Source organism: Brucella rhizosphaerae (genome assembly GCF_002252475.1).
GTDB lineage: Bacteria > Pseudomonadota > Alphaproteobacteria > Rhizobiales > Rhizobiaceae > Brucella > Brucella rhizosphaerae.
Genome location: NZ_NNRK01000017.1, coordinates 304434 through 317736 on the forward strand (window position 1 = coordinate 304434; position 13303 = coordinate 317736).

Sequence of the window (13303 nt, forward strand, 5' to 3'; positions counted from 1 at the left end):
GCAAAGACGTATTGTCCATGGCTTCGCGAGCCACTAGTTTCGTTACATCTGCCTTGGAGGAAACGCAGCTGCTATTGGCATCGGCGTTGAATCAGCCCCCATGAAAGTTATGTTTGTCCGGTTTGATCGAGGAGGAATATGGTTATGGCCAAGCTGTCGCGAGCAACGCTCAAGAGCTTCAACAAAATTCACAAACCTGGTTATGATCCGACGGACCTTGTACCCGGCATAGTGCATTTTGGCGTTGGTAATTTCCATCGTGCCCATCAGGCAGTCTATCTGGATGATCTTTTCGGACTTGGTCTGGATCATGACTGGGCTTTGGTTGGTGCCGGCGTGAGGGCGAGCGATGACGCCATGCGTGATACTCTGAAAGCCCAGGACTGGTTGACTACGGTTGTCGATCAGGAAGCGGAGCATTCGGAAGCACGGATTACAGCTTCCATGGTGGATTACGTGACTATTTCGACGGACGAGGGACGTAAGGCCCTGATGGCCTACCTCACATCGCCTGATATTCGTATTGTGTCGATGACGATCACCGAAGGCGGTTACTACATCGACCCCGCAAGCCAGCATTTTGATGCGGCTCATCCGGATATCGTTGCGGATGGTGCTTATCCGGATAAACCGAATACCGTATTCGGTCTTATCGTGCAGGCGCTGAAACTGCGCCGCGCAGCGGAAGTTGAGCCTTTCACCGTCATGTCGTGTGACAATATTCCGGGCAACGGGCATGTAACAGAAGACGCAGTAGTCGGACTGGCGAAACTCAGCGATCCGGATTTCGCGGATTGGATTGCGGCAAATGTTGCATTTCCTAATTCCATGGTGGACCGCATTACGCCTGCAACCGGCGCACGTGAACGCGAAATTGCATTGAAAGAGTTTGAAGTCGAGGATGGCTGGCCGGTTTTCTGCGAAGGCTTCAAACAATGGGTCGTTGAGGATAATTTCCCAACTGGCCGCCCACGATTACATAAAGTCGGCGTTACATTTTCCGATCAGGTCGATGCCTATGAACTGATGAAAATTCGCATCCTTAATGGCGGGCATGCGGCAATTGCCTATCCGGGTGGACTTCTCGATATCCATTTCGTTCATGAAGCTATGGAGAATATGCTGATCCGGAAGTATCTGGAAAAGCTCACGAAAGAGGAAATCATTCCAGAAGTACCACCAGTACCGAATACGGTTCTGGAAGACTATCGTCTGCTCATCGACAAGCGTTTCGCCAATCCGAAGATCGGCGATACGATCCGCCGTCTGTGTCTCGATGGTTCGAACCGCCAGCCGAAATTCATTCTGCCGACCGTGTCGGATCGTCTGGCCAAAGGCCATTCAGTGACGGGCCTTGCGTTGGTTTCGGCACTTTGGTGCCGTTACTGTTACGGAACTACGGATAGTGGAGCTGTAATCGAACCAAACGATCCTTCATGGGATCGTTTGGTGAAACAAGCAGTGCTTGCAAAGGATGATCCGGCACGCTGGCTCGAAATGACGGATATTTTCGGTTCACTCGCGTCTAATCCGGTCTATCTCGCAGCGTTCTCAGCAGCGCTTAAGCGTATCTGGCAGGATGGAACTGCCAAGACGCTTGAGCGGTATGTGGCGGGCGAAGCCCTCTAAAGAATTATAAGGTACAAGGGAGGGTGAGATTGCTCGGCCTCCCTGTTTTCAATTTAAGATGCCGGGTATTAGAGCTTATTCTCGGGCTCTTCGCTATATTCGAGAATGTCACCGGGCTGGCATTTCAGATAAGAGCAAATAGCTTCAAGCGTGCTGAAGCGAATTGCCTTTACTTTCCCCGATTTCAAAAGAGACAGATTGGCTTCGGTAATCCCTATAGCCTTGGCCAGTTCTTTTGAACGCACTTTGCGTTTTGCCAGCACTACATCCAGCCGGACCACAATTGCCATGGTTTTAAACCGTCAACGCAAGTTCGTCATTCATAAGCTTTGCCTCGTTCATCGCCTTGGCAATTGCCAGAATTATCAATCCGAGACATATCGATCCGAAAGTAGATGAGCCGATGCCCAGTGTTATCATACGTTGTCCTGCAGGGTTATTATAAGTCAGAGCAAATGCAAACAGCGGAGTGGTCAGAAGGTCGATTGCTGCATACACGAGAAAACTGAGCCCTGTGTCCCGCAAGGCTACAATGTTTTCACGCGAAAACAGAATGCCCCGTGCATAGAGCGAAAAGAGCCGCCCTAACCGGAAAAGCGCAAAAATAATTGGTGAAATAGCGAGTAGCGAAATCATAAAGCCCACAATGCGCTGCCCGAAGCTGATCGCTGATATGTGCCAGTCAGTTCCGTGTACAAATGAAAGAAGAGCGCCAAGGTCCGCTGTCATCCAAAATGCAAATAGCAACAGTGGAAGGACCGGAACCAAAGCCGCGCATAACCAGTAGAGCCGTTGACCCGTAGTGTTGAGCGGAGATTTATTCATTTCGTGTGACCTTTATTGCTTAATCAATAGCATCAAGTTACACAGAAAATAATTATTGTAAAACGATAATTATAGAGCGCCGGGATAAACCCTTACCGGGCGGTTGTCCTTGACCGATTCCATCACCACAAACGTGGAGGTGCTTGCGACATTCGGCAGGCTCGAAATTTTTTCGCCCAATACTTCACGGTAACGCCGGATGTTGGACGTTCGTACTTTCAGAAGATAATCGAAGGAACTTGCGATCATGTGGCATTCTTCGACTTCACGAAGCTTGCGCACTGCAACGTTGAAAGCGGTGAGCGCCGCCTCACGTGTGTCCGATAGTTTTACTGTCGTGAAAGCGATATGATCAAGGCCGAGTTTTTCGGGATCTATGGCAGCGCGAAAGCCGATAATATAGCCTTCATCGACAAGCCGTTTGACGCGCGCCTGGCATGGCGTCTTGGAAAGACCCACTTTCTTTGACAACTCTGTCATTGCGATGCGACCATCGTCGCTGAGCACCTCAAGAATGCGGCGATCGAACTGATCCAGATCGTCTACAGAGTCTATCTTTCGCATTCACTTTGCCTCTTGAAGTCGCAATAATAAGATCGAATTTCCTTTATATGGATCAAATGAAGACAGAATGCAATTTGCGCCAATGATAGTGTGCCACCACATAAAAGCATAGTTAAACTGGGCCTGAGCCTGTTTTCGCGAGCATTGCACCATGACTGATAAGATATCCGCTCCCTCCACTCCTGTTTTCCAGAATTTCGCGCCGCCGATCCGCGAGCAAAGCCCATTGCGCAAGGCAATCACCGATGCCTATCGCCGGCCTGAAGCGGAATGCGTGACAGCACTCGTTCAGCAGGCAACCCTGCCTGAAGAAACGGTGAAGCAGGTTCGCGCAACGGCCCGCAAACTGATTGAAGCGCTGCGTGCCAAGCATAAGGGGACGGGCGTCGAAGGTCTGGTGCATGAATATTCGCTGTCGAGCCAGGAAGGTGTGGCGCTGATGTGCCTTGCCGAAGCTCTGCTGCGTATTCCGGATATGGCGACGCGCGACGCGCTGATCCGCGACAAGATTTCGAATGGCGATTGGAAGTCGCATGTTGGTGGCGGTCGTTCGCTGTTCGTGAATGCCGCAACCTGGGGCCTTGTTGTCACCGGCAAGCTTACCAACACTGTCAATGACAGCGGCCTTTCGGCTGCACTCACGCGCCTTATTGCCCGATGCGGCGAGCCGGTTATCCGCCGTGGTGTGGATATGGCCATGCGGATGATGGGCGAGCAGTTCGTGACCGGTGAAACTATCGATGAAGCGTTGAAGCGTGCTAAGTCGCTTGAAGAGCGCGGCTTCCGTTACTCTTATGACATGCTCGGCGAAGCGGCGACAACGGCAGCCGATGCTGAACGCTATTATAGGGATTATGAAGTCGCGATTCACGCGATTGGTCGCGCTTCGGCTGGTCGCGGCATCTATGATGGTCCCGGTATTTCCATCAAGTTGTCGGCTTTGCATCCACGTTACGTGCGTGCGCAGAGCGAACGCGTCATGAGCGAACTTCTGCCAAAGGTAAAGGCGCTCGCAGCTCTTTCCAAGAAGTACAATATCGGCCTCAATATCGATGCTGAAGAAGCAGACCGTCTTGAGCTTTCGCTCGATCTTTTGCAGAGCCTCTGCGAAGATCCTGATCTGGGCGATTGGGATGGCATCGGCTTCGTCGTGCAGGCCTATGGCAAGCGATGCCCGTTTGTACTTGATTTCATTATCGATCTTGCCCGCCGCACAAATCGTCGTGTGATGGTACGTCTTGTCAAGGGTGCTTACTGGGACGCTGAGATCAAGCGTGCACAGGTTGATGGCCTTGAAGACTTCCCCGTCTATACCCGCAAGGTGCACACCGACGTTTCCTATATTGCCTGCGCCCGCAAGCTGCTTGGCGCGCGTGATGTGATCTTCCCGCAATTCGCGACACATAATGCGCAGACGCTCGCCACGATTTATCATCTGGCAGGCCTGGATTTCAAAACCGGCTCTTATGAATTTCAATGCCTGCATGGTATGGGTGAGCCGCTTTATGATGAAGTTGTTGGGGCATCGAAGCTCGGTCGTCCTGCGCGTATTTATGCGCCAGTCGGTACGCATGAAACGCTTCTCGCTTATCTTGTGCGTCGTTTGCTTGAAAACGGTGCGAACTCGTCGTTCGTCAATCGTATTGGCGACAAGAGCGTGTCGGTTGATGAATTGATTGCCGATCCGGCAGAAGTCGTGCGTTCGATGGCAGTGGTCGGCGCTCGTCACGACCAGATCAATCTGCCTGAGGGTCTTTATGGCATTCGCAAGAACTCGGCAGGTTTCGACCTTTCCAACGAAGAGCAGCTGGCAGCGCTTAGCGAAACACTGAAGGCCAATGCATCGCGTTCATGGACTGCGGAGCCACAGGTTGCAGGTGCCAAGGTTAAGGGTGAGAGCCGTCCGGTTCTGAACCCTGGCGATCATTCGGACGTTGTTGGCACTGTTGCTGAAATCGCAGAAGCCGATGTCGCAACAGCGATGAAAGCTGCCCAGAAGGCCGTTGCAAGCTGGTCTGCCGTATCGCCTTCAGATCGTGCAGCTTGCCTCGACCGCGCAGCTGACATCATGCAGCGCGAAATGCCGGAACTGCTTGGTCTGATCATGCGTGAAGCTGGCAAGTCCATGCCAAACGCGATTTCAGAAGTGCGCGAAGCCATCGACTTCCTGCGTTATTATGCAGAACAGACCCGCCGCACACTGGGCGTCGCTCACAAGCCGCTTGGTCCGATTGTCTGTATCAGCCCATGGAACTTCCCGCTGGCTATCTTCACCGGCCAGATTGCTGCAGCTCTTGTTGCAGGCAATCCGGTTCTGGCAAAGCCTGCCGAAGAAACTCCGCTTATCGCCGCGCAAGGTATTCGCATTCTACATGAAGCTGGTATCCCTGCCGATGCATTGCAGCTTCTGCCCGGCGATGGTCGCATTGGTGCAGCCCTTGTTGCAGCACCTGAAACTTGCGGTGTGATGTTCACGGGCTCTACAGAAGTCGCCCGTCTCATTCAGGCTCAGCTTGCTTCGCGTCTGCTGCCCAATGGCAAGCCGATTCCGTTGATTGCTGAAACCGGCGGCCAGAATGCAATGATCGTAGATTCGTCTGCGCTTGCAGAGCAGGTTGTGTTCGACGTTATCGGCTCGGCCTTCGACAGTGCTGGACAACGTTGCTCGGCGCTTCGTGTACTGTGCCTGCAGGAAGATGTTGCTGACCGCATTCTGACAATGCTGAAGGGTGCGCTGAAAGAGCTTTCCATTGGCCGCACCGACCAGCTCAAGGTCGATATCGGCGCAGTCATTACGCAAGATGCCAAGGATATCATCGAGACGCATGTTCAGGCGATGCGTGATATGGGCCGCAAGGTCGAGCAGCTTCCACTGGGAACGGGAACAGAGAAGGGTACTTTCGTAGCACCAACCATCGTTGAGATTGATAGTCTCCGCGACCTGAAGCGCGAAGTGTTTGGTCCGGTTCTGCATGTCGTGCGCTACAAGCGCGATGACATGGATCGCCTGATCGACGACATCAACGCAACCGGTTACGGTCTGACCTTCGGTCTGCATACACGCCTTGATGAAACCATCGCTCACGTTGCCGATCGTATTCGGGTTGGTAACATCTATATCAATCGTAACGTCATCGGTGCGATTGTGGGCGTCCAGCCTTTCGGCGGTCGTGGTCTGTCCGGAACGGGCCCGAAGGCTGGCGGTCCGCTTTATCTCGGTCGTCTGGTCGAAACAGCTCCCATCCCGCCGCGTATGGCTTCGGTTCATACCGATGCAGCACTCAATGATTTTGCAAAATGGTTGGGTAATCGCGGTATGAACGATCTGGCGCATGCAGCACGCGAAACCGGCAGTGTCTCGGCACTTGGTCTCAATATCGAACTTCCGGGTCCTGTCGGCGAGCGTAATCTTTATGCGCTTCACCCACGCGGCCGTATCCTCCTGGCACCACAGACGGAAACAGGTCTCTATCGCCAGCTCACGGCAGTGCTCGCCACCGGCAACACAGCCGTGATCGATGAGGCCTCCGGTCTGCGCAATGTCTTGAAGGACCTGCCAGCAAGTGTGGCAGCGCGCGCAGTCTGGACAAAGGATTGGCAGTCTGATGCACCGTTTGCCGGTGCACTTGTGGAAGGTGAGGGTGAACGCCTGACCGACATCAACAAGAAGCTGGCTGCACTTCCTGGCCCGCTTGTGCTGACACAGGCGGCTACCTCAGCTCAGCTCGCCGAGAACGCAGATTGCTATTGCCTGAGCTGGTTGCTCGAAGAGGTTTCGACCTCGATCAATACGACCGCTGCGGGCGGCAATGCTAGCTTGATGGCAATCGGCTAATATCCGGTTCCATTGATTTGAAAGAGGCGACCTCCGGGTCGCCTTTTTTGTATTTGCACATCATTGCAAGGCTGTGCAGAAACAGAATTATTAGATCGTTTCTATATTTTTCAGAATGAAATTTACAAAAGCAGATTGACACATAAGTGTAAAAGGCAAAGACTGTGCACAGGCTTGCAAAAAGCCACAGCGTGGAGGCGCTGATCATAGGGAGGAATAATGATGCGTTGGGCACTTATGGCCGCGGCATTTGCCGCTGGTGTTTCTTCATTTGCGGTTTCGGCACAGGCTTCAGGTAATCTCAATCTCATCTGTTCGGCAGACGTCGTGATCTGCGAGCAAATGAAGAATAATTTCGAGAAAGAAACGGATATCAAAGTCAATATGGTGCGCCTGTCTTCTGGCGAAACCTATGCGAAAGTACGCGCCGAAGCGCGCAATCCGAAGACTGATATATGGTGGGCCGGTACTGGCGACCCGCATCTGCAAGCTGCATCAGAAGGTTTGACGCTCGAATATAAATCACCAATGCTCGACCAGCTGCAGGATTGGGCTAAAAAGCAGGCGGAAAGTTCTGAGTTTCGTACCGTGGGCGTTTACGCCGGTGCGCTGGGCTGGGGCTATAACACAGACATTTTCAAGAAAAAGAACCTGAAGGAACCAGCCTGCTGGGCCGATCTGCTCGATCCGTCCTATAAGGGTGAAATCCAGATGGCGAACCCGAACTCTTCCGGTACCGCCTATACGGCGCTTGCCACGCTCATACAGTTGATGGGTGAGGAAAAGGCATTTGAATATCTGGCAAAACTTAACGCCAATGTCTCGCAATATACTAAGTCCGGTTCTGCTCCTGTGAAATCAGCAGCGCGTGGCGAAAACGGTATTGGTATCGTGTTCATGCACGATGCTGTGGCGATGACCGCTGAAGGTTTTCCGATCAAGTCAATCGCACCGTGCGAAGGCACGGGTTACGAAATTGGCTCCATGTCGATTATCAAGGGTGCGAGAAACCTTGAAAATGCGAAGAAGTGGTATGATTGGGCATTGACCGCAGATGTGCAGTCGAAAATGAAGGATGCCAAATCCTTCCAGCTTCCTTCCAACAAGAATGCTGAGGTGCCGAAAGAGTCACCGCGCTTCGAGGATATCAAGCTGATCGATTATGACTTCAAGACCTATGGCGAACCAACAAAGCGCAAAGAAATCCTAGAACGCTGGGATAAGCAAATTGGTGCCAAAGCTAACTAATACATAGCTGCGTTCGCGGTTAGCGACCACTTTTCGATATCAATACTCCCGCCATTGATCTGGCGGGGGACGGATAATTGCATCCACTTTACAGGCTATTAGAGCGCCGGGTGTCCTTCTGGATGCGCAAAGGGTGCTCTAACTCTTTGATTCTACGCATAGTGCTTTACAAAAATCGAATCCGATTTTTGCGCCGATGCGCTGGCAGAAAAGCGGATAGAATATGACACAACACAATCGACGGCTTGATCTGGTTTTGGCGCTGGCTCTGTTCGCGTTCCTCATCTTGCCCTGGTATCGTATTGAGCAAGGCTTCTTCCGATTCAGTTGGATTGAAGGTTTTTTCAGTCAAGCCGAAAACGCTCCCGGTATTCTGCAGATATTCACATTTGGACGGCCTTGGCTCGTCGTAGCAGCAGTGTTGATGCTTCTCTGTGCGTTCGCACGATTTGCAATGCCAGCTGAAAAGCGCACGTCCTTATTGATTGGCGCAAGTTTGTTGGGCGCTGGCTTTCTTGCATTGCAAGGGCTGGCAATCGGCTTTACCGGCTGGAACTGGAGCTTAGCCGAAACCCTTTTCGGACAACTTGCAGATGGGCAACCTGCATTCGGTGCAGGCGCTGTTCTGACAGGCTTGTGTTTCCTCCTGATCTTTTCGTTCGCCCTTGCTGAACGCGGTGTGATGAAAGGTGATGCATTTGTCGTCTCTTCCATCACGTTGCTGGTCGCACTGGTCAGCGTCTTTGTATTCTATCCGATCATCAGCATGTTTGCGGGTTCGGTTCAGGACTTTGACGGCTCTTTTAATCCCGATGGCTTCATCGGCAACATTCAGGATTCCTCAATCTGGAGCCTTGCCTGTGTGATTGGCGACGGACGTTGCGGCGTTGCCTGGCGCACACTTTGGCTGGCGCTGATGACCGCCACAGGTTCCACCGTGCTCGGGCTTTCGTTTGCGCTCGTTGCAACGCGTACGGGTTTTCCCTTCAAAAAAGGCCTGCGCATTCTCACGGTCCTGCCGATCATCACGCCACCCTTTGTAATAGGGCTGGCACTCACATTGCTGTTCGGACGTGCAGGTGTGGTGACAGAACAGATTTCCAATCTGTTTGGTGTTGAACCGGGCCGCTGGCTTTATGGTCTCACTGGTATCTGGATTGCTCAGGTGCTGTCATTCACACCGATCACCTTTCTGGTTCTGATCGGTGTTGTCGAAGGCGTATCGCCTTCTATGGAAGAAGCATCGCAAACTTTGCGTGCTGATCGCTGGCGCACGTTCAATCGTGTTTCTTTGCCGCTTATGGCACCGGGCCTTGCCAATGCGTTTCTGATTGCATTTATCGAAAGCATGGCCGATTTCGGCAATCCGATGGTGCTTGGTGGCAGCCATGGTGTACTTTCGACAGAGATATTCTTTGCCGTTGTGGGCGCGCAGAATGACCCATCGCGTGCGGCAGTTCTGGCAATCGTGCTGCTCTGCTTCACGCTGTCAGCATTCCTCATCCAGCGTCTGTGGTTGTCGGGCAAGAACTTCGCGACCGTCACCGGAAAAGGCGATTCCGGCATTCATGCCGGACTGCCAAACGGATTGAAGATTGGCGTCTATGCGCTTGTTATTCCATGGATGATCTTCACAGTTGTTGTGTACCTGATGATCCTTATCGGTGGTTTCGTGCGGACATGGGGTCTCGATAACTCACTGACCTTGGATCATTACCGTCGCGCCTTTTCTGTCGTTTGGACAGATAGCGGCTTTGCCTGGACAGGCGTTGCGTGGAACTCCTTCTGGACAACGATGGAGATATCGCTGATCTCTGCGCCACTGACGGCAGCTGTAGGATTGCTCACTGCCTATCTGATTGTGCGACAGCGTTTCTTCGGGCGTAGTGTGTTTGAGTTTGCACTGATGCTGAGCTTCGCCATTCCGGGCACGGTGATCGGTGTCAGCTACATCATGGCTTTCAATCTGCCGCCGCTTGAAATGACTGGAACGGCGTTGATCCTGATTGCCTGCTTTGTGTTCCGCAATATGCCTGTTGGCGTACGCGGTGGCATCGCGGCGATGAGCCAGCTCGACAAAAGCCTTGATGAAGCCTCACTCACCTTGCGTGCAGGCAGTTTCCGCACGATCCGCAAGGTCATCCTGCCGCTTTTGCGTCCGGCAATTACGGCAGCGCTCGTCTATTCCTTCGTGCGTGCCATCACATCGATCAGCGCCGTCATCTTCCTTGTTTCGGCGGAATACAACATGGCAACCTCTTACATCGTCGGTCTTGTCGAGAATGGCGAGTTCGGTGTGGCGATTGCCTATTCTTCGGCACTCATTCTGGTGATGGTCATCGTGATTGCCGTCTTCCAGCTTCTTGTCGGTGAACGCAGGCTGCGGCGTGAAAACCGCGTGGCAACACTCACGCCGATTAAAACCGTTCAACAGGAGAAAGCCGTATGACTACAATCCGTCCTGGCTCCGTTACTTTTCAAAATGTGACCAAGAAGTTCGGGAATTTCACCGCTCTGCCTGATCTGTCGCTTACGGTCGAACCGGGCACACTGGTTACGCTGCTAGGGCCGTCCGGCTGCGGCAAGACCACAACCTTGCGACTTCTGGCAGGGCTGGAGCATCCGACATCGGGTCGCATTCTCATCGGCGGCAAGGATGTAACGATGCTTCCCGCCAATGAACGCGATGTATCGATGGTGTTTCAATCCTACGCGCTGTTCCCGCATATGAGTTCACTGGATAATGTTGCTTACGGGCTGGAATCCTCGGGCCTTAAGAAGAAGGAAGCACGCGAGCGGGCGGAGGAAGGGCTGAAACTGGTGGGTCTTGCAGGAATGGGGCACCGCCTGCCAGCAGAGCTGTCCGGTGGCCAGCAACAACGCGTTGCAGTTGCACGTGCTCTTGTGCTGGAGCCGCAGGTTTTGCTGCTTGATGAGCCACTGTCCAATCTCGATGCGCGGTTGCGTCGTCGCGTTAGAACCGAGATCAGGGAACTGCAGCAAAGACTTGGTTTCACTGCAGTTTACGTTACCCACGATCAGGATGAAGCTTTGGCAGTATCCGATACAATTATTGTCATGAAAGATGGCGATATAGCCCAGCAAGGTAGCCCGCGCGATCTCTACGAGTCTCCCGCATCTGCCTTCATCGCAGACTTCATGGGTGAGGCGAATGTCGTGCCCTGCGAAGTCGTCAGTGCATTAAATGGAGAAGCTGTTATCCGTATCGGAAAGCTTGAGCATCGTTTGGCATCCCGGAATGCGCGCCCGGGGCCGGCACAACTGGCCGTTCGCCCGAATGCGGTGAGCCTACAGGCAAAGGCCGGTGGCGATTTTCCGGGTCGCGTCGCTCATTCGGCCTATCTTGGCGACCATATTGAGTATGAAATCGAGACCGAGCACGGCAAGCTTTTCATCGTCGATCCAGCGGTGGAAGAGGCGCTGCCACCACAAACTGACGTGGCAATCCATTTCAAACCACGCGGCCTTGCCATCATCAACAATTGAGCGCATGAACCATGCGCCTTTATTCCCTCTGACTGGAAACCAAGCATGACATCGGACATTTCAAAAGAGCTTGAAACACGGTTTAAGCTTGCGCAGGAAATTGCGCGTGAGGCAGGCGCAATGGCGCTCGATTATTTCAATCGTCGGGAAACGCTTGTTATCGAAATCAAACGCGATCCGCAGGATGTGGTGTCCATAGCCGACCGTAATGTGGAGCAGCTGATCAATGAGCGCGTTTTGGCAGCCTTCAGCGATGACGGCTTTCTGGGGGAAGAATACGGACTGAATGCAGGTAGTTCAGGCTTTACATGGGTGGTCGATCCGATCGATGGCACCAGCCCTTTCGTCAATGGAATGCCGAACTGGTGCGTTTCCATTGCGGTTCTGAAGGATGGCGAGCCGGTTATCGGTGTTATTCAGGCACCTTGCTTTGATGAGCTTTACGCATCGGCTAAGGGGCAGGGTGCAACGCTTAATGGCAAGAAGCTCACGCTTGACCCATCCCGCAACATTCGCAACTCGGTAACAGGCATAGGCGCGAATAATTATGTAACGCCGCAAGTCGTCGCCAAAATCGTTGAAGATCTGCTTGAAGCAGGCGGTACATTCATCCGCAACGGCTCAGGTGCGCTTATGATCGCCTATGTCGCGGCGGGTCGTCTGGTTGGCTATTATGAGCCTTACATGCACGCATGGGACTGCATGGCCGGTTTCTGCCTCGTCACGGAATCAGGCGGCTATGCGCATCCTTTTCCTACTGAAGGTGAGAAGCTAACTAAAGGCAACAAGGTGTTTGTAGCGGCACCCGGTGCAATCGATGACTTGAAAAAAGTGGCCAGAATTTAATTAAAATGCCCCGGCAATCCGGGGCATTTTTTTATGCAGATGGATTGTCGCGTTTGTAAATCCAGTCGTGATCCGGGTGGTTCTTGAACCGCCATTTGCGGATCGGTCCGGCCATGACGTTGAGATAATACATCTCATAGCCATAAGGCGCACCGCAAGGGTGATGCCCCTTTGGCACCAGAACCACATCGCCATCAGAGACAGCCATGGTTTCATCAAGACTGCCATCTTCTGTGAAAACCCGTTGGATGCCATAGCCTTGTGACGGGTTGAGACGGTGATAATAGGTTTCTTCCAGATAGGTCATATCGGGGAAATTATCTTCATCGTGCCGGTGCGGCGGATAGGATGACCAGTTACCCTGCGGCGTGAAAACTTCAGTCACCAGAAGGCTGTCTGCCACATCGCGGCCTTCCATTGCGATGTTGAAGATGTTGCGGGTGTTGGCACCTTGTCCACGCGTGTCGAAAGTCAATCCTTCCGGTCCGAGCTTTTGGGCATTACGACCCGGTTTGCCCGGAGCGGTGCAAACAGCAAGCACGCAATCCGTTGTTGCTGCGGCATCCCAATCGCTTTCGGCTGGTACATAGAGGCAATGCGGAGCGAGTTTTTCAAACACGCTCATCCGCTCGCCCATTTCGCCGAAATCTTCTCCCGAAGCTTTGAGCTTTGCCTTGCCCTCGACCAGAACCAGAATGACTTCCCGGTCGTCGGTTTTCTCCGTTGCCGTTTCACCTGCTTTCAGGCGATAGAGGCCAAAGCCAACATAACCCCAATTGGCGCTTTCTGGGGTGATGTCATGCACCTTGCCATGCGTGCCGTTCGGCTTGCGTAACAGATTGGCCATTG

10 protein-coding genes are annotated in these 13303 nt (G+C 52.9%); 6 read left to right on the plus strand and 4 right to left on the minus strand.

Annotated elements, in window-relative coordinates; all coding sequences use genetic code 11:
- The first annotated feature begins 144 nt into the window (after positions 1-144).
- Positions 145-1629: a mannitol dehydrogenase family protein gene (locus tag CEV32_RS03540; RefSeq protein WP_094574216.1), complete on the plus strand. Its 1485-nt coding sequence runs from the start codon at positions 145-147 to the stop codon at positions 1627-1629.
- Positions 1630-1697: 68 nt separating this feature from the next.
- On the opposite strand, the gene CEV32_RS03545 is transcribed toward CEV32_RS03540, so the two are convergent.
- The 3 genes from CEV32_RS03545 to CEV32_RS03555 all read right to left on the minus strand — a co-directional run bounded on the left by CEV32_RS03545 (position 1698) and on the right by CEV32_RS03555 (position 3018).
- Positions 1698-1919: a helix-turn-helix domain-containing protein gene (locus tag CEV32_RS03545; RefSeq protein ID WP_094574218.1), complete on the minus strand. Its 222-nt coding sequence runs from the start codon at positions 1917-1919 to the stop codon at positions 1698-1700.
- A gap of 4 nt (positions 1920-1923) precedes the next feature.
- The gene (locus CEV32_RS03550; protein ID WP_094574220.1) at positions 1924-2454 is read right to left on the minus strand and encodes a DUF2975 domain-containing protein; all 531 of its coding nucleotides are present in this window, start codon (positions 2452-2454) and stop codon (positions 1924-1926) included.
- A gap of 69 nt (positions 2455-2523) precedes the next feature.
- On the minus strand, positions 2524-3018 hold the full coding sequence (locus tag CEV32_RS03555) for an Lrp/AsnC ligand binding domain-containing protein (protein WP_094574222.1): 495 nt from the start codon (positions 3016-3018) through the stop codon (positions 2524-2526).
- 151 nt (positions 3019-3169) lie between these two features.
- Between CEV32_RS03555 and putA the strand changes: the two genes are divergently transcribed.
- From putA to CEV32_RS03580, 5 genes are all read left to right on the plus strand, one after another.
- Positions 3170-6853 (plus strand): trifunctional transcriptional regulator/proline dehydrogenase/L-glutamate gamma-semialdehyde dehydrogenase, encoded by a 3684-nt coding sequence (gene putA / locus CEV32_RS03560; protein ID WP_094574224.1) that lies wholly within the window; start codon positions 3170-3172, stop codon positions 6851-6853.
- Between the two features lie 222 nt (positions 6854-7075).
- Complete coding sequence (locus CEV32_RS03565; protein ID WP_094574482.1) at positions 7076-8101, plus strand: ABC transporter substrate-binding protein; 1026 nt, start codon at positions 7076-7078, stop codon at positions 8099-8101.
- A 223-nt stretch (positions 8102-8324) separates the two neighbouring features.
- A complete protein-coding gene (locus CEV32_RS03570) occupies positions 8325-10550 on the plus strand; it encodes an ABC transporter permease (RefSeq protein WP_094574226.1) in 2226 nt (741 codons plus the stop codon).
- A complete protein-coding gene (locus tag CEV32_RS03575) occupies positions 10547-11608 on the plus strand; it encodes an ABC transporter ATP-binding protein (RefSeq protein ID WP_094574228.1) in 1062 nt (353 codons plus the stop codon). Before CEV32_RS03570 ends, CEV32_RS03575 begins: the two co-directional genes overlap by 4 nt.
- A gap of 45 nt (positions 11609-11653) precedes the next feature.
- Positions 11654-12454, plus strand: a complete 801-nt coding sequence (locus CEV32_RS03580; protein WP_094574231.1) for an inositol monophosphatase family protein — start codon at positions 11654-11656, stop codon at positions 12452-12454.
- A 31-nt stretch (positions 12455-12485) separates the two neighbouring features.
- Here CEV32_RS03580 and iolB read toward each other — a convergent pair whose 3' ends face one another.
- Positions 12486-13301 carry a 5-deoxy-glucuronate isomerase gene (gene iolB / locus CEV32_RS03585; RefSeq protein ID WP_094574233.1) on the minus strand — a complete coding sequence of 272 codons (816 nt, stop codon included), beginning with the start codon at positions 13299-13301 and terminating at the stop codon, positions 12486-12488.
- Positions 13302-13303 lie beyond the last annotated feature (2 nt).